The sequence below is a fragment of the Tolypothrix sp. PCC 7601 genome, from assembly GCF_025677855.1.
Taxonomy (GTDB): Bacteria; Cyanobacteriota; Cyanobacteriia; order Cyanobacteriales; family Nostocaceae; genus Aulosira; species Aulosira diplosiphon.
Genome location: NZ_CP064879.1, coordinates 2838600 through 2856554, shown reverse-complemented (window position 1 = coordinate 2856554; position 17955 = coordinate 2838600). Strand labels below are relative to the sequence as shown.

Here is a 17955-nt window from a genome sequence, read left to right as displayed (position 1 = left end):
CATTATTAACTATAGTTTACATTTTCATCCTCATCTTAGCTCTGGCATCAAGCCATCGAGTATTGCGGTGCAAAATTTTTCCAACTGAGTAAGACAAAGAAATAACAAGTAAAAATGAGCATTAGTATTGATACAGAGATTTATATCTTAATATCAGCTTAAAACTACTATATTTGACTTTTTATAACTAAATTTATGAGCTTTTCTCCCGAGTTAATCGCTTTAGGTGAGTACCTAGCTGGCGAATTTGATAATAAAGAACAAGCCATTGCCGATCCTGTTTGGTATGTCCACCTCCGAATGTGGCAAAGACCAGTCAATTTATTTACAGAAGACAGTATTACTTTGTTTGCGGAACAAGCTAGTATTGTGAATCTTGATAATCCTTATCGGCAAAGGATTCTACGCTTACAACCAGGACATAGCTCTGATGCACCTGTAAAAGTACAATATTATATGTTTAAAGACCCTAGCCTTTTCATCGGTGCAGGTCGCAATCCAGCTTTACTCAACACATTAACAGCCAGCCAATTAGATTTATTACCAGGCTGCGTCCTCTCAGTTACTCAGCAAATAATAGCCCCTAACTGTTATAAGTTTGCTGCAACCCCACTGCCCAATACTAATTGCAGCTTTACCTATCTAGGTAACACCCTCCATGTTTCTTTAGGTTTTGAAGCCTCTGCAACAGAATTTTACAGTTACGATAAAGGAATTGACCCAGCAACTGGAAAAGCTACTTGGGGCGCAGTCTTAGGCCCTTATCGCTACACTAAGCGAGAGCAGTACTGAGTGGTGACTACTAAAGGAATAAGTAACATCAAAGGTAAGATAATTTACCTTTGTTACTTTCGGTTGGGGAAATTTCTCCAACTCAGTACTTATGACTCATAACTCAGCACTGTTTTAACTAGCGATGCTCCGAGGTACACCTTCTAAAGCTTCTTCTTCTGTTTCAAAGATTTCAAAGACAGTATCCATCATCGTTACTTCAAAGACGAGTTTGGCTTCTGTGTGTACGTTACAGATGCGGAAACTGCCTTTAAGTTTATCAGCATCACGCATACCAGCGACTAAAGAAGTTAGTCCAGAACTATCAATAAAGTTGACCTGACTAAGATTCACAACTACATGGCGACTGAGTTTGGAAATACATTCCTGTAACTTCAGGCGAAATTGCCAGGCGGTGGTGATATCCAAGCGCCCTGTCGGTGCCAAGACAATAACGGTGTTACCATCCTGGGTTATATAGGTTTTCTGCTCTATCTGAATCACTTAGCCTCCCTGTGGCAGTCCTTTGAGAGTTAACTACGTATTTAAAGCTGTTATTGGCGAGTCAAAAGACTTACTTGTTTGGGACGTTTGTTCCATTACTGGGATGATGCCAGCAAAATTAGTAAATTAATTGACTCACCATTAACAGAAAAATTTAATCCTGTACTTGAGATTAACAAGCAACAGCTAAAAATGTCACCTATTTTTACTAGGTGGTTATCTTTAGTAGTTTAACTCACTAAAATGGTGCTGAGTGTCCAGATACACGTCTTGAATTTCCAAAGGCGGAAAATAGCAGAATCACAGATGCAAAGCCCTAAATACGGACTTTCTTCGTTGATTCTTGCAGATTGATACCTGAGATTTACAGAGAAAACTAGAACTCCACAACCCTTAATCCGCAGTATGATTGGGTGTCCAATTTATCCAATCTTGAGGCTTGAGGAAAGTTTCGTACAATTCGGCTTCTGGGGTATTAGCTTCTGGTTGATACCCGTACTCCCAACGTACTAACGGTGGTAGCGACATAAGAATCGATTCTGTACGTCCGTTGGTTTGGAGTCCGAAAATTGTACCTCGGTCGTAAACCAAGTTGAATTCTACATATCTTCCTCGGCGATAGAGTTGGAAATTCCGTTCGCGATCGCCATATTCAGTGCTATGACGGCGTTCTACAATTGGTAAATAAGCTGGTAAGAAAGCTGCACCACAGCTTTGTACTAAAGCAAACAATTCTTCCCAAGTTCTTTGTGGTAAAGTTCCTACCTGGTTGCTATAAATAGCTGCTTCCCCATTGGGGTTAGGGCCGCGATATAAAGCACCTTGACCATCTTGATAATCCAAGAATAGACCGCCTACACCTCTTGTCTCATTGCGATGCTTGAGGTAGAAATATTCATCACACCAGCGCTTGAAGACAGGGTAATACTCTGGATGATGTTGATCGCAAGCCTGCTTCAGTGTTTTATGGAAATGCTGCGCGTCTTCAGCAAAAGGGTAGTAAGGTGTTAAATCCGCACCACCACCAAACCACCAGACTGGGCCTGCCTCAAAATAGCGATAATTTAAATGGACAGTTGGTGCATAGGGGTTACGCGGGTGTAAAACCAAAGAAGTTCCTGTGGCATAAAAACCATGTCCAGCCGCTTCCGGACGTTGGGTCAAAATGGAAGGTGGTAAATGGGAACCCCAAACTTCAGAAAAATTTACACCAGCCTGTTCAAATATTGCACCATCACGCAGAACACGCGATCGCCCTCCACCACCTTCTGGCCGTTCCCAACTATCTTCGTGAAAATTAGCTACACCATCTAAATTAGCCAAAGCTTTACTAATTTCGTCTTGTAGCTGTTTCATAAACTGACTAACTCTAAGTTTCGCGTCAGTTGGTGGGAGAAACTTAGATGAGTCTACGGCCAAAGTAGGGGTTTGCGAGTTGATCAACATAGATTCCCGAACCTAAATTACAATTTCCAAACAATCAGAAACTTTTAAATTAAAATTTCTGACCAAACACTTGGTTAAAATTTGCTTTTTTCTTACTTGTCAAGCATTTATACGATTGATTAGCAAGACTAGAGTTTATTGTCCCTCAAATGCGTATAGGCTTGTATATTGACGAAGGTTTTTTTTTGAATTTTTTTGATGACAACATCTGGTATTTACACAAGACTCTGGCAAATTAGTTGCAAACACTCTCAACCTTGAGACATCAATAGTTTTGGCTGGAATGGTCACAACTAGAACACCTAATCCCGAATTGTGTTCCACAACAAGGCGGTGTAATCTCTCTATCATCGTACTAGCGTCTGCGACCTATGGGGCTTGCTATGTTTAGGGCCATTTTGAGAAAGTTTGAATGAAAAGTCTGAGTTAAAAGTGCTGAGGAGCCAGTGCGTTGCGGAGGACAGTTGCGTGGGCGGGTTTCCCGACTTGAGCAAACTGTCCGTTGGGGTTCCCTCCTTTGTAGCAACTGGCGTTGCTGAGTGCTGAGTTAAAAGACAGTAACACTATGCCGTATCAGCTAGAGCAGGGAATATGACAGTTTTGAGTATCCAGTCATTACTCGAAAATCCCACTCAGCAATGATTTGAAGTCGAGGGCTAACCAAAATTGCCCACCATGCCAGAGTTCCCAGAAAGTCTGTAGCTAGGAGGATTAGGCAAATGCGAAGTTGTTTATCCAAATTCATCAATCAGAAACGTCGCCGATTTTGCGCTTCGCTGGTGCGGACATATCGAGAGATCAGTTCTGCATCTGTAGATGAACTTTGGCAACAGGTGGTAAACTTCACAGACGTTTCTTGGCACCCTTTACTCAAAAGTACAAATGTACCTTATGGATTAGTACCCAAACCAGGCTTAATTTTCCAGGCAGTAACTCGGTTTTCGCCCATTCCAATTCGGATTTTTGTAGAACGTGTCAATCCCAGAGAAATGTTGAGTATCAGAGTTTTGGCCCTGCCTGGGATTGAGGAACGTATAACTTACCGAGTAGAGTCAACGGTGTGTGGTACTTGTTTATCTTATTCTGTGACACTACGTGGTTGGTTGTCACCTCTAATTTGGTCTTTGTCTCGTCCCTATGTTGATCGCGTGGCTCGTTCTTTAGTGGAAGCAGTAGAGAAAGCTGCATTACAGGCAGTTTCTAGCCAGAAAAAGTCCATTAATGACAGTTGTTTTGATTTTTAGAAATTGAGGATTTGGTAATGGGTAATGGGGGATGAGGGGGATCAGAAATCACAAACACCTATTGAGTAATCCATCAACAAAGAGAATATTTACCATCAATAAACTATGTATTTTTTTTAAGATTTATTACAACGATCGCAGCACAATTAAGGTATCCAGTTACTAGTTAAGATACTTGCCACAAATGGATTTCTTCTTTTTGAAATTTAAATTTTGAATTTTTATGTACGATGTTCTCGATGCTCGCTCGGTGTTAGATGTGTTGCGACCAGTTCAAGACCCAGAACTGCAAAAAAGTCTGGTAGAACTGAATATGATTCGCAACGTCAAAATTGATGGTGGCAAGGTTAGTTTCACTTTAGTGTTAACCACACCCGCCTGTCCTTTACGGGAGTTTATTGTTGAAGACTGCCAAAAGGCTGTGAAAAAACTCCCTGGTGTTACAGATGTTACTGTCGAAGTCACAGCAGAAACACCCCAGCAAAAAAACCTACCTGATCGCACTGGTATAACTGGGGTAAAAAATATTATTGCGATTTCTAGTGGCAAAGGTGGCGTGGGTAAAAGTACCGTTGCTGTGAATGTTGCAGTCGCTTTAGCACAAACAGGGGCAAAAGTTGGCTTACTTGATGCTGATATTTATGGCCCCAACGATCCCACCATGTTGGGACTAGCTGATGCCCAAATTACTGTACGTCCTAGCGAGAAAGGCGAAATCCTCGAACCAGCATTTAATCACGGCGTTAAATTAGTCTCTATGGGCTTTTTAATTGACCGAGATCAGCCAGTAATTTGGCGGGGGCCAATGTTAAATGGAGTCATCCGTCAGTTTCTCTATCAAGTAGAATGGGGCGAATTAGATTATCTACTTGTAGATATGCCACCCGGAACTGGGGATGCTCAGTTAACTTTAGCCCAAGCAGTACCGATGGCAGGGGCAGTAATTGTTACTACACCCCAAAATGTTGCCCTCTTAGACTCACGTAAAGGATTGCGGATGTTCCAGCAGATGAACGTCCCAGTACTAGGAATCGTGGAAAATATGAGCTATTTTATTCCTCCAGATATGCCAGATAAACAGTACGATATCTTTGGTTCTGGCGGTGGCGAAAAAACCGCAGCCGAACTGGGAGTCCCATTGTTAGGATGTGTACCCCTGGAGATATCTACAAGAATTGGTGGTGATAGCGGCGTACCGATTGTTGTAGCCGAGCCAAATTCTGCTTCTGCAAAAGCACTAAGTGCGATCGCCTTATCCATCGCTGGTAAAGTATCAGTTGCAGCATTGACATAAGAATTACAATTTTGTCTGGTTCCTGGGCTACAGCCTAGGAATACAGATTTTAGTAGGCAAAGTCAAAGCCGAAGTAGCAAGTATGAAGTATAAAATTAATACATATCTAGCTGATAATTCCTAGCTTCTACTTAACGCTTCATACTTCTTTAGTCACTAAATTAAAATTTAACAGTTAAAGTCTAAACTCACACAATGTTGTTAAAAAGTTCGCTCCCCAAAATTCGTTGGAAGTATTGGGTTAAACCTTGGCAGCAAGTAGACTGGTTACTATTTTGTTTGCCTGTCGCCGTCAGTATATTTGGCGGGCTGATGATTCTCAGTACGGAACTCAAACAACCAGTCACGGACTGGTGGTGGCATTGGCTAGTAGCTACTATTGGTGCATTTATTGCATTGTTTATCGCTCGTACCCGTTACGAAAATCTGCTTCAGTGGCATTGGGTAACATATGGACTGACCAACTTTAGCCTCATTGCTGTCATGATAGCTGGTACTAGCGCTAAAGGGGCGCAAAGGTGGATTAATATTGCAGGTTTTAACGTCCAACCCTCAGAGTTTGCCAAAATTGGGATAATTATTACTCTGGCGGCTTTGCTACATAAACGCACAGCTTCTAGTCTCGATAGTGTTTTCCGCGTTTTGCTAATTAGTGCTGTTCCTTGGGGATTAGTATTTTTACAACCTGATTTGGCAACATCAATGGTATTTGGTGCGATCGTCTTAGGGATGTTGTATTGGGCAAATGCTAACCCAGGCTGGTTAATCCTGATGATTTCGCCAGTAGTCGCGGCTATTTTATTTAGTATTTCTTGGCCCTTATCAGAACCAATAGTTCTTTTTGAACAACTTAAAGACCTAACCTTCAGTCCCTTAGGCTTATGTTGGGCAGGGGCAATGGGTATTGTGGGCTGGCAGACTCTCCCTTGGCGCAAATTTAATTTGGGCGCTATAGGTGCATGGGTGCTGAATATGCTGGGCGGTGAATTAGGGGTTTTTGCCTGGAACCATGTCCTCAAAGAATATCAAAAAGACAGACTGAGCGTATTTATCAACCCCGAACATGATCCTTTAGGAGCTGGATATCACCTGATTCAATCTCGCATTGCCATTGGTGCTGGTGAAATTTGGGGATGGGGACTGTTTAAGGGGCCGATGACTCAACTCAACTTCGTACCCGAACAGCATACAGACTTCATTTTCTCTGCCGTAGGTGAAGAATTTGGTTTTATTGGCTGCTTAGTAGTACTCTTCGTCTTCTGTTTCATCTGCCTACGCCTGTTACACGTAGCGCAAACAGCCAAAGATAACTTTGGTTCTTTGTTGGCGATTGGTGTTTTGTCAATGATTGTATTTCAGTTGATTGTGAACGTTGGCATGACAGTGGGTTTAGCACCTGTAGCTGGTATTCCCCTACCGTGGATGAGTTACGGACGTTCTGCTATGCTGACAAACTTCATCTCTTTAGGAATCGTAGAATCCGTAGCAAACTTCCGCCAACGCCAGAAATATTATTTATGAGTCAAACAATTTTGGATTTTGGATTTTGCGTTCGCGTAGCGTGTCGTTGGCGCAGCCTCTCGTAGAGAAGACAAAAGTTGCGGGGGGTTCCCCCCGTTGAGCAAACTTTTCAAGACGGATTTGAGATTGACGCTCTGCCATAAGCGGATACAGCTTGGGGATTTGAGATTGACGATTTGAGATTTGTTTTCCCGCGCCACTACTCGACAAGAAGCGGGGCTTGTACCAGAAACAATCCACGCATCCTAAATTTCAAATCTAAAATTGGCATGGTCAAGCCATAAGGATGGAGATGAAGCAGGAAAGAAATTTCCATTACTTAATTATCCAATGCCCAATGCCCCATGCCTCATGACGGCAGTTGCTACAACGGAGGGAACCTCCGCAACGCACTGCCTCCCCCATGCCCCAATGACAAATCCCAAATGACAAATGACCAATGACAAGTATTAAGCTATATAACAGGAAATAAGCGAGGATAAAGATCATGATCCTGCCTGGAGCAACTGTTCGCGTTAAGAACCCCGCAGATACCTATTATCGCTATGAAGGGTTGGTACAAAGGGTAAGTGATGGCAAGGTAGCTGTGCTGTTTGAAGGCGGTAACTGGGATAAATTAGTTACCTTCCGCTTGCCGGAATTAGAAGTTGTAGAGACTATAGGTAAGAAAAAAGGGAAATAACACAAAGCATCAAGTATGAAGTATGAAAGATAAAAATTCATACTTCATCTTTTATCTTTCATCCTGAGATTATGCGCCTTCCTTTACCACAGTTTGCCACAGGCGATCGCCATCCTCATCACATTGCTGAGGTTATTGAAACTACCACTACTGAATTTTTGGCACAGTGTTTGGAACCGGAAGACTTAAGTTTTCCCCCTATGCCACCTTTTGGTAGTTGGGTTTGTTCCACAGATGAAGAATCGGGCAACCAAATTTATGCAGTGGTGTATCATGCTACCACTATGCCCATAGATTCCGTACATCGTGCAGTAGCTTTAGGGCTTTCATTGCAAGATTTGCGAGAAGAACAACCCCAAATATTTGCCATGCTGAAAACCGAATTTCGGGCTGCGATCGTGGGTTTTGAACAGCCTTCTCAGACTGAAGGTTATAATCAGCGAGTATACCAGTATTTACCACCTCGACCTCCGCAAATTCATCAGGCAGTTTATCGCTGTGATGCGGAAAAAATTATTCATTTCACTGAAGAACTAGATTTTTTACAGACAATACTTTCTATCAAAGGTGCGCCTATCGAGTCTTTGGCAGCAGCGGCTATTCGAGAGGTTTACCAGTTACGCAAGGCTGACCGTAAATGGTTAATCAAAGCTGGAAGAACCCTCAGCACTCTGTTAAAAGATGACTACGATCGCTTGCGGTTCATTTTAAGCCAGGTTCACCCATAGGTAGCCATTATCAATTACCTATACCAGGATGATTTTGGCTAATCTCCCAAAGTTGGAGAGACACGATTAATCGCGTCTGTACTTTGCTAGTACCCAGTACCCAATACCTAATCCCCAATCCCCATTACCCCTTATCCCCAGAGGGGACCCCGAGTTCCCCAATCCCCAATCATTAAAGTTAAGGTTGTTTTTAATTTCTACTCCTGGTAGCTTTTGCAGTTATATAGATCGGTCGATTGCTTTTAAGGTAATCGCAGCTTCACCATAGCCCTTTCCAGTTCTACCTATGGAACTCATTTCACAAGTTCTAGCATTAGAACCAACCTCCCAAGTTCTTGGCAAGGAACCAATTGTTCCCTTCGCTATTTTGCTGGTAGTTATTTTAGTGGTGCCAATTTTATTTGAGCGCCTGAGATTACCAGGTTTAGTAGGTTTGGTTTTCTCTGGGGTAGTACTTGGCCCTTCTGGTTGGAATTTATTCCAGACAGAATCACAGACAATTAACCTGCTAGCAGATATTGGCTTAGTTTACCTAATATTTGTAGCTGGACTAGAAGTTGACATAGAACATTTCCAGCCAAGAAAAAATCGTTCTTTCGGTTTTGCTAGCTTCAGCTTCAGCTTCCCCTTAATCATGGGCACCCTTACCGGGCGAATTTTTGGCTTTGATTGGGTGATATCAATATTAATTGGCTCTTTATTTGCCTCCCATACGCTTTTGGCATATCCCATTCTGAGCCGGCTGGGAGTGGTGAAAAATGAAGCTGTTACAGTTACCATTGGAGCCAAAATTTTTACTGATATTGGCGCTTTGCTCATATTAGCTCTCTGTATTGCTTCTGCTTCACCTCTAGGAGTATTTAATTTAGCAAAGCTACTTACTTTGTTGGGTTGGTTAATTATTTACTCTGTTGTCGTGTTAGTCGGCTTCGATTGGGTGGGTAAAGAATTTTTTCGGCGTTCTGGTGGTGAAGAGGGAAACCAATTTTTATTTGTGCTGCTGACTGTGTTTGTCGCTGCTGTTGGCGCTCAATTGATTGGAGTCGAAAAAATTATTGGAGCCTTCTTAGCAGGTTTGGCGGTGAATGAAGTTTTAGGGGAAGGCCCAGTCAAAGAAAAAGTAGTATTTGTTGGTAGTGTCCTATTCATTCCCATTTTCTTCGTTCACCTGGGGTTACTAATTGATCTGCCCAACTTTATTCACAGCACTACCAATCTGCAATTAACAGTATTGTTGGTGTTCAGTGTGATTGTTAGCAAATTTATTGCGGCTTTATTGGCGAAATTGCTATACCACTATAATTGGCAAGAAATTCTCACCATGTGGTCGCTGTCAATTCCCCAGGTAGGTACAACATTAGCAGCAACCCTAGTTGGGTATCGGGCTGAATTATTGCCAGTGGAAGTATTCAATAGTGTTGTGGCGGTGATGCTAGTTACATCAACCTTGGGGCCCTTAATTACTAGTCGGGTAGCGGTGGGTTTAGCTTCTGCAACAGTTACAGAACCAGCAATAACAAACCAACCAGAGCAGCAAACCTCAGATCCTGGGACTGCTTTTACTATAGTTGTACCGGTATACAATCCCCAAACGCAGCAGTATTTAATAGAATTAGCAACATTATTGGCCCGCCAAGCCAATGGCAGAATTATACCCTTAGCGATCGCCACTGCTGCGGCTAACATGGATGCACCACAGTTAGAAGTATCTTTACACAGGAGCGAGCGTTTGCTCGCCAAAGCCACAGCACAAAGCCAAGCTTTAGGTGTAACTGCAGAGCCATTACTGCGAATCGATGATGCTTTTGCTCAGGGAATTAGCAGAGCCTCTCGCGAACAAAAGGCTAGTTTGATCGTCATGGGTTGGGGTAAACGTACTGGGTTAAGAGCGCGTTTATTTGGTAACGTAATTGATAACGTTCTTTGGGCATCCCATTGTCCTGTTGCTGTTACTCGTTTAGTAGACTCTCCTAAAAAAATCCAACGGATTTTAGTTCCCGTAGAAAACTTAATGGCACCAACGTTACAGCCTGTACATTTTGCTCAATTGTTGGCAGATGCCAATCAAGCTCAAGTAACTGTACTCAATGTATGCGAACGACGTACCAGTTCCAGCAAAATTGCCGCCAGGCGATCGCATCTTGCTGCAATAGTATCTAAATTGGCTGTGCCCAATCCCCCAGAAATTCAAATTATCGCCCATGAAAATGTAGCTCAAGCCATTTTACAAGCAGCACGCTTGTATGATTTAGTTGTGCTACCTTTTACACGCAATCGCACCAGTCCTGGTGGATTAGCCATTAGTGATGTTACAACTCAATTAGCCAGACAATTAACTTGCTCAATTATTATGCTGGGAGAGCCACAACGTACTCACGCAGTACCGCTTCCAACTGGGATTCCCAGTACTACATCGGTTATGTAAAAATACCAGAGATTGCTTGTAGCACGATTTTATAAATTTTTATGTGTTTACTGAAAAATCTCTTGCCCCATTATCTTTTATCTGAGTTATAACAGTTGGCACATCTAATTCTTACAATACTTAATATTGTTAAAGATTTGATGAATTCTCGAATTTGACGCTCCAATCTTGAGACTATGTTTGTTATTTTGCTAATGTAATTGTATAAAAAAAGAAACTTAATGTAATAAAATTACAAGCGTAAAAATACGGGTAAATTTTAAAACCCTAAGTTAGAAAAGTCATACCCTTTTAGACTTTTTACATAAATTGCGTAATAAAAAATACGTAAAATAACAACTGACAATACTTGTACTGACATTGGTAAATTATGAGAATTTTAGTAACGGGCGGTGCAGGGTTTATTGGTTCCCATCTCATCGACCGACTAATAGGTGATGGGCATGAGATTCTTTGCTTGGATAACTTTTATACAGGCAATAAGGACAATATAATTAAATGGCTGGATAATCCTTATTTTGAACTGATCCGCCATGACATTACTGAACCCATTAGGTTGGAAGTAGATCAGATTTATCATTTGGCTTGTCCTGCTTCGCCGGTACATTACCAGTACAACCCCGTCAAAACTGTGAAAACAAATGTGATGGGAACGCTCAATATGCTGGGTTTGGCTAAACGTGTCAAAGCAAGATTTTTCTTAGCTTCCACCAGTGAAGTTTACGGCGATCCAGAAGTTCATCCCCAAACCGAAGAGTATAGAGGTAGCGTCAATCCTATTGGCATACGTTCCTGCTACGACGAAGGTAAACGCATTGCTGAAACTCTAGCATTCGACTACTACAGACAAAATAAAGTTGATATTCGAGTTGTACGTATTTTTAATACTTATGGCCCGCGGATGTTAGAAAACGATGGGCGGGTAGTGAGCAACTTTATAGTGCAAGCTTTACGGGGCGAACCTTTAACAGTCTATGGCGACGGTTCCCAAACCCGTAGTTTTTGCTATGTCTCTGATCTGGTAGAAGGATTTATCAGATTGATGAATAGCGACTATGTGGGGCCTGTAAATCTGGGAAATCCTGATGAATACACCATCTTAGAATTGGCAGAAGCCGTACAAAACCTGATTAATCCCGAAGCCAAAATTAAGTTTGAACCACTACCCTCAGACGATCCGCGTCGCCGCCGTCCAGATATTACAAAAGCAAAAACCTTGTTAAATTGGGAACCTACCGTTCCATTACAACAAGGGTTAAAACTGACAATAGAAGATTTTCGCAATCGGCTGAACAAGGAGAACAAAGCGTCAGTCTCCTGATTAGCACCGAGTATCGCTCTGAACTTTCGTGCAGGCTGAGTTTATTTGTAGCCCGTACTATTGTGGTAAGGTTTTCCACCCCCCATACAAGTTTGCGCGGAAAACTTCTGAGCTAATGGGAACAACAAAAACAACGAGGAGTTCAAAATAATGCGTGTTTGCGTCATTGGTACTGGTTACGTTGGTTTAGTTACAGGTGCTTGCTTGGCTCACATCGGTCACGATGTCATCTGTGTAGATAATAATGAAGAAAAAGTTAAATTAATGAAGTCTGGGCAGTCCCCAATTTTCGAGCCGGGACTCTCGGAAATTATGCAATCTGCAATTCAAGCCGGAAAAATTGAATTTACTACAGATTTGGCTGCAGGTGTAGCTCACGGAGAAATTCTCTTTATTGCAGTGGGAACACCACCTTTACCAAATGGTGAAAGTGATACACGTTACGTTGAGGCTGTAGCTCGTGGTATCGGCAGTCATCTCAACGGTGGTTATAAAGTAATCGTTAATAAATCTACAGTGCCCATTGGCTCAGGTGACTGGGTACGGATGATTGTTTTGGATGGCATTGCTGAACGTCAAAAAACCCTCGTAACAGCAGGTGGCGTTGCAACTGAAGATAAATTGCCAGAGATTGCATCTCATTTTGATGTAGTCAGCAATCCAGAGTTCTTGCGCGAAGGTTCAGCGGTTTACGATACCTTTAACCCCGATCGCATTGTTCTAGGCGGTAATAGCCAAAGAGCAGTAGGCTTAATGAAAGACCTGTATGCTCCAATTGTAGAGCGGCAGTTTGCTGAGGATAAATCTTTACCACCAGTATCTGTGCTGGTAACAGATCTAAGTTCAGCAGAAATGATTAAATATGCTGCTAATGCCTTTTTAGCAACTAAAATTAGTTTTATTAACGAAGTTGCTAACATCTGCGATCGCGTTGGTGCTGATGTTACCCAAGTAGCAAAAGGTATCGGTTTAGACTCCCGGATTGGTAACAAGTTTTTACAGGCTGGTATCGGTTGGGGTGGTTCCTGTTTCCCCAAAGACGTAGCCGCGCTAATTCATACTGCTGATGACTATGGTTATGAAGCACAATTACTCAAATCAGCCGTTAGCGTCAACGAACGCCAACGGCTGATTGCTTTAGAGAAACTGCAACAAGTCCTCAAAATTCTCAAAGGTAAAACAGTAGGTCTACTTGGTCTTACATTTAAGCCAGATACCGACGATTTACGCGACGCGCCAGCACTCAACTTAATTGAGCAGCTGAACAGATTGGGAGCCAAAGTTAAAGCCTACGACCCCATTGTTTCGCAAACAGGTCTACGTCATGGGCTTTCTGGCGTACTAGTCGAAACTGATGCTGAAAGACTAGCCGACGGTTGTGATGCTTTAGTACTTGTAACTGAATGGCAACAATTTAGCAATCTTGACTATGTGAAAATGGCTCAACTGATGAATCACCCTGTGATTATCGATGGACGTAACTTCCTTGACCCAGAAACAATGGTCAGAGCAGGTTTCCAATATGTAGGTGTTGGCAGATAGAAGATTAGAAATCGAAATTAAATCCTACACAAAGACGCAGAGGCTTGTTATTACCTCTGCGTTTTTGTGTACCTATGATGTTATGCAACCCTGTGTTATCGAACCTCGTTCGTGTTAACAATAGCAGGACTTAAGCAAGCAAAATTTGTCCTTGCGACCGAAACGTAGTGTAGGGAAGCAATCTCATAATTTTAGGGGATTACGTCGCTACGCTCGTAATGACGTAATTCCGTTACTTTTGCGTAAGTCCTAAATAGTAGTCTCTAGCCTCTAGCCCTTGGCCTGTTGCGAGGTATTAGGTATACGCTCAATCTCAGCATATCCACTGAAGATTAACTTTTGACCTTCAGTTTCTAAACGATTCAGTCGCATTTTTACCCCATCCAGGTCAAAGCGATCCAAATCGACCATATTATCTAAAATTTCCACCAGTGCTATGCTTAAAGTTTGCGATATTTCCCTTTGCGCTTCTGGTACCAAATCAAGTTCAAATTGAGGATCTTTGAAGGAAACTCGTCGCCGCCGTTCTACAGCCAAGCTGACAGTCATATTTAGGGGTACGAGTTCGCCATTATCTAAATCTGCTTTTGCTAAAATTCGCAGGCGATTCTCTGGTAACAGTTGTACCTGAATCTCTGGGAAAGAAACTGGTTTACCCCCAGATAACGCCGTCAAGCTAGGGACAGTCAGGTTGACTAAACGTTTTTTAACCAGTTCGGCATTAAAAGCTTGATTAATACCTGCTTCTGATAATATTACTTGGGCGATCGCCTGGGTAGGTTGCTTAAGAGTTAATTTACCACTTAAAACTGAGCCAAAGTCTATGGCAACTGCATCCGTTTCAAAAGACATCTCCTCGACTGCGAAATCTCTCCGGATGACTAAGCCACGTCCACTCATCTTGAAACTATCAATGCTGCCTTGCAACAGTTTGCTGGAGGGATAGCAGCGCACAAAGACTTCTACTGACTCGCTTTGGGTAAACAGGTGGCGAATCGTTTGGCTAGCGACTGTGTTGAGCATCCGCTCTCCCCAGTCTGTGCCTTTAGAATCTGTTAAACCAGTAAGTCCGCCGAACATGAGTTTTGGCTCTCTAGAAGTTCTTTGTACTTTTGTAACAAACTGTGAAGAATACAGCAAGCGATCCCCTGATAAATTGTCCTGATGGGCAGGAGTAGAATAACTGATGGTTAGCAGCTAAATGTATTAGATATTACTAAATTCTCTGCGAAAAGGAGATTTTTATGACACTAGATGGAGTACAAGTGTAATTTTAGCAGTCTGATACATCGTAAATGCTATATTAATTAAATTTAACTGATGATGCTGGCAATAAAATAAGTTTTTATTAATACATCAAATTAGTTTTTTTAGACCACTACTATAAGGAATAGTAATACTTATATAGGAATCCGATTTGATTATTGAAAAATCTAAGTATATGTAGGGTGCGTTATCACGAAGTGTAACGCACCGTATTCTCAGCTTTGGTGCGTTGCGCTACGCGACAACACACCCTACGTCTAGTTCAGAAATCAAATATGAATCCTATAGGCGCTGGCTGAGTATCTATAGTGAAATTTGCAGGTTATATTCAACTAAATTTCTTTCTTTAAAAAATATCGTTTATGTCCTGGCGGAAAGTTCTCCAGAATACCAAACTTCTGGTAGCTAAGGTGTTCATAAAAACCAAGAGATTGGAAACTAAATGTATCGAGGTAAGCGTAATTACAACCACGCTGTTTAGCAACTTCCTCTGCTTTCAGTATGAGTTGTTTCCCATATCCTTGACCTCGCAGCGTCTCTGCTACCCACAGGTAAGAGATAAACAGCCACCCCCATTGTGTTTTACCAACTAAACCCCCAAAAATTTCGTTTTCCTTGTCTCGAATCAAGACAGCAAGAGGTTGGTATACATCTTTTTCTATTAGGCGATCGCTATTATATTCAACAAGCTTGTTAATAACAGTACGAATATCCTCTGGTGTCGGATTCTCCTCAACTGTAAATTTTAAGTCCGCCATCTTAATTTCACAAAGCTAAATAACTTTAAATAAAGTATTTGATCAATTCTGTATAGCATTACTATTCTTTACAAAAAGTAGATATTGCTAATACTGATTTACTAGAACCAAATAGCGCTACAATGACACAACCTTGGGTTTTTTTAACCCAATTATTGATTGCTTTTAACGCAGTGTATCCCTTGGGATAATACAATGGAAGCAAAGTTATGTGCTGTTTTAAACTAGCAGAATAAAGACGTTTCGTAGCAAATTTGACAAAATGATACAGTGATACTCTGTATCTAATAAGGCTTGTAGCATCTCAACGCTTGTAATATTTTTTATGACTTCCCCGATTCGCTTTTTGATGTGCGCTCCTGACCACTACGATGTGGACTATGTGATTAATCCCTGGATGGAAGGGAACATTCACAAATCATCGCGCGATCGCGCTGTGGAACAGTGGCAAAAACTCTACCATGTCTTGAAAGAACACGCCGTTGTCGATTTAGTACCACCAGAAAAAGGCTGGCCTGATATGGTATTTACCGCCAACGCTGGTTTAGTCTTGGGGGATAACGTAGTTCTGAGTCGCTTTTTACACAAAGAACGTCAGGGAGAAGAGCCTTACTTCCAAAAATGGTTTGAAGCCAACGGTTACACAGTGCATATATTACCTAAAGATTTGCCCTTTGAAGGCGCAGGGGATGCACTTTTAGACCGAGAAGGACGCTGGTTATGGGCGGGTTACGGCTTCCGTTCAGAATTAGATTCTCACCCATACTTAGCGAAGTGGCTGGATATTGAAGTATTATCCCTACGGCTCATTGATGAGCGTTTTTATCATTTAGATACCTGTTTCTGTCCTTTAGCCAATGGTTATTTACTTTATTATCCTGGTGCGTTTGATTCCTACTCCAACCGCTTAATTGAAATGCGAGTAGCAGCAGAAAAGCGCATCGCCATTGAAGAAGCTGACGCGGTGAATTTCGCTTGTAATGCGGTGAATGTGGACAGCATCGTGATCATGAACAAGGCGAGTGATGCTTTGAAAGCACGCCTGGTGAATGTTGGTTTCCAAATCATTGAAACACCGCTAAAAGAATTTCTTAAAGCTGGTGGTGCGGCGAAATGTCTTACCCTGCGAGTAACAGAACCAGTTAGAGCAGAAATTCATGCGAATGTTTCTGTAGAAAGTCGGATTATTCGCCTAGAAGGTCACTTGCTGGATTCTGGCTTGATTAACCGTGCTTTGGACTTGATTGTTGATACAGGCGGAAGCTTCCAAGTGTTGAATTTCAACTTGGGCGAACAGCGCCAAAGTACCTCAGCTGCTGAAGTAAAAGTTTCAGCACCATCCCATGAGGTGATGGAAGAGATTATTTCTCAGCTGATTGATTTAGGTGCTGTAGACTTACCTCAAGACGAACGAGATGCCAAACTAGAACCTGTGGTGCAAGCAGGTGTCGCACCCGATGACTTCTATGTGAGTACAATTTATCCCACAGAAGTGCGGATTCATGGTGAATGGGTAAAGGTACAAAATCAGCGCATGGATGGCGCGATCGCTATTACTCAATCTGCTAATGGGTATGTTGCCAAGTGTAAAATATTACGTGATTTAGAGGTAGGCGAACAAGTTGTAGTCGATGTCCAAGGTATCCGCACCATCCGCAAAACAGAATCGCGGGAACAGCGCAATGCTCAAGAATTTAGCTTTATGTCCGCCGGTGTTTCCAGCGAACGCCGTGTGGAATTAGTTGTAGAGCAAGTAGCATGGGAATTACGTAAAATTCGGGATGCTGGCGGTAAAGTAGTTGTCACAGCTGGCCCAGTTGTAATTCATACTGGCGGTGGCGAACATCTATCGCGGCTAATTCGGGAAAGCTACGTGCAAGCACTCTTGGGCGGAAATGCGATCGCAGTCCATGACATTGAGCAAAATATCATGGGTACATCCCTCGGCGTTGATATGAAGCGGGGTGTCGCCGTTCGGGGTGGACACCGCCATCACTTGAAAGTTATTAATAGCGTTCGCCGCTATGGAAGCATTGCCAAGGCTGTAGAGGCGGGGGCAATTAAGAGTGGGGTAATGTATGAATGTGTACAAAATCATGTACCGTTCGTACTCGCTGGATCGATTCGGGATGATGGGCCTTTACCTGATACCCAAATGGATTTGATTAAAGCACAGCAAGAATACGCCAAACACCTGGAAGGTGCGGAAATGATTTTAATGCTGTCTAGTATGCTGCACTCTATTGGTGTAGGAAACATGACACCTGCGGGCGTGAAAATGGTCTGTGTGGATATTAATCCAGCTGTGGTCACCAAGTTAAGCGATCGCGGTTCTATAGAATCTGTGGGTGTGGTAACAGATGTAGGATTATTCCTCAGTCTCTTAACTCAGCAGCTTGATAAGTTGACAAGTCCTTATCGGGCAGTGGTAGGTTAAGAGAAAACCTCGCAAA

General features: G+C 42.3%; 14 protein-coding genes. 10 read left to right on the top strand and 4 right to left on the bottom strand.

Translation table 11 applies throughout. The annotated features are described in order from the left end of the window. The first annotated feature begins 195 nt into the window (after window positions 1–195). The gene (locus tag HG267_RS11910; protein WP_045869162.1) at window positions 196–792 is read left to right on the top strand and encodes a chromophore lyase CpcT/CpeT; all 597 of its coding nucleotides are present in this window, start codon (window positions 196–198) and stop codon (window positions 790–792) included. A 114-nt stretch (window positions 793–906) separates the two neighbouring features. On the opposite strand, the gene HG267_RS11905 is transcribed toward HG267_RS11910, so the two are convergent. Together HG267_RS11905 and hemF are read right to left on the bottom strand one after the other, a co-directional pair. Next, complete coding sequence (locus HG267_RS11905; RefSeq protein WP_045869161.1) at window positions 907–1275, bottom strand: STAS domain-containing protein; 369 nt, start codon at window positions 1273–1275, stop codon at window positions 907–909. Window positions 1276–1668: 393 nt separating this feature from the next. Next, window positions 1669–2721 (bottom strand): oxygen-dependent coproporphyrinogen oxidase, encoded by a 1053-nt coding sequence (gene hemF / locus HG267_RS11900; protein WP_045869160.1) that lies wholly within the window; start codon window positions 2719–2721, stop codon window positions 1669–1671. A gap of 719 nt (window positions 2722–3440) precedes the next feature. Between hemF and HG267_RS11895 the strand changes: the two genes are divergently transcribed. The 8 genes from HG267_RS11895 to HG267_RS11860 all read left to right on the top strand — a co-directional run bounded on the left by HG267_RS11895 (window position 3441) and on the right by HG267_RS11860 (window position 13478). Continuing rightward, window positions 3441–3965, top strand: a complete 525-nt coding sequence (locus HG267_RS11895; RefSeq protein ID WP_045869159.1) for a polyketide cyclase / dehydrase and lipid transport — start codon at window positions 3441–3443, stop codon at window positions 3963–3965. A 223-nt stretch (window positions 3966–4188) separates the two neighbouring features. Continuing rightward, complete coding sequence (locus tag HG267_RS11890) at window positions 4189–5259, top strand: Mrp/NBP35 family ATP-binding protein (RefSeq protein WP_045869158.1); 1071 nt, start codon at window positions 4189–4191, stop codon at window positions 5257–5259. A gap of 195 nt (window positions 5260–5454) precedes the next feature. Next, window positions 5455–6780 carry a rod shape-determining protein RodA gene (rodA, locus tag HG267_RS11885; protein WP_045869157.1) on the top strand — a complete coding sequence of 442 codons (1326 nt, stop codon included), beginning with the start codon at window positions 5455–5457 and terminating at the stop codon, window positions 6778–6780. A gap of 487 nt (window positions 6781–7267) precedes the next feature. Beyond that, window positions 7268–7462, top strand: coding sequence for an NAD(P)H dehydrogenase subunit NdhS (locus HG267_RS11880; protein ID WP_045869156.1), 195 nt, complete (start codon window positions 7268–7270; stop codon window positions 7460–7462). Between the two features lie 71 nt (window positions 7463–7533). Next, the gene (locus tag HG267_RS11875; RefSeq protein WP_045869155.1) at window positions 7534–8190 is read left to right on the top strand and encodes an HAS-barrel domain-containing protein; all 657 of its coding nucleotides are present in this window, start codon (window positions 7534–7536) and stop codon (window positions 8188–8190) included. A 286-nt stretch (window positions 8191–8476) separates the two neighbouring features. Beyond that, a complete protein-coding gene (locus tag HG267_RS11870; RefSeq protein ID WP_045869154.1) occupies window positions 8477–10615 on the top strand; it encodes a cation:proton antiporter in 2139 nt (712 codons plus the stop codon). Window positions 10616–10985: 370 nt separating this feature from the next. Next, window positions 10986–11936: a UDP-glucuronic acid decarboxylase family protein gene (locus tag HG267_RS11865; RefSeq protein ID WP_045869153.1), complete on the top strand. Its 951-nt coding sequence runs from the start codon at window positions 10986–10988 to the stop codon at window positions 11934–11936. 150 nt (window positions 11937–12086) lie between these two features. Beyond that, window positions 12087–13478 carry a UDP-glucose dehydrogenase family protein gene (locus HG267_RS11860; RefSeq protein WP_045869152.1) on the top strand — a complete coding sequence of 464 codons (1392 nt, stop codon included), beginning with the start codon at window positions 12087–12089 and terminating at the stop codon, window positions 13476–13478. 270 nt (window positions 13479–13748) lie between these two features. On the opposite strand, the gene HG267_RS11855 is transcribed toward HG267_RS11860, so the two are convergent. Beyond that, a complete protein-coding gene (locus HG267_RS11855) occupies window positions 13749–14558 on the bottom strand; it encodes a DUF2993 domain-containing protein (RefSeq protein ID WP_045869151.1) in 810 nt (269 codons plus the stop codon). 518 nt (window positions 14559–15076) lie between these two features. Further along, window positions 15077–15502 (bottom strand): GNAT family N-acetyltransferase, encoded by a 426-nt coding sequence (locus tag HG267_RS11850; protein ID WP_045869150.1) that lies wholly within the window; start codon window positions 15500–15502, stop codon window positions 15077–15079. A 325-nt stretch (window positions 15503–15827) separates the two neighbouring features. On the opposite strand from HG267_RS11850, the gene HG267_RS11845 reads away from it, so the two are divergent. Further along, window positions 15828–17939: a TIGR00300 family protein gene (locus tag HG267_RS11845; protein ID WP_045869149.1), complete on the top strand. Its 2112-nt coding sequence runs from the start codon at window positions 15828–15830 to the stop codon at window positions 17937–17939. Window positions 17940–17955 lie beyond the last annotated feature (16 nt).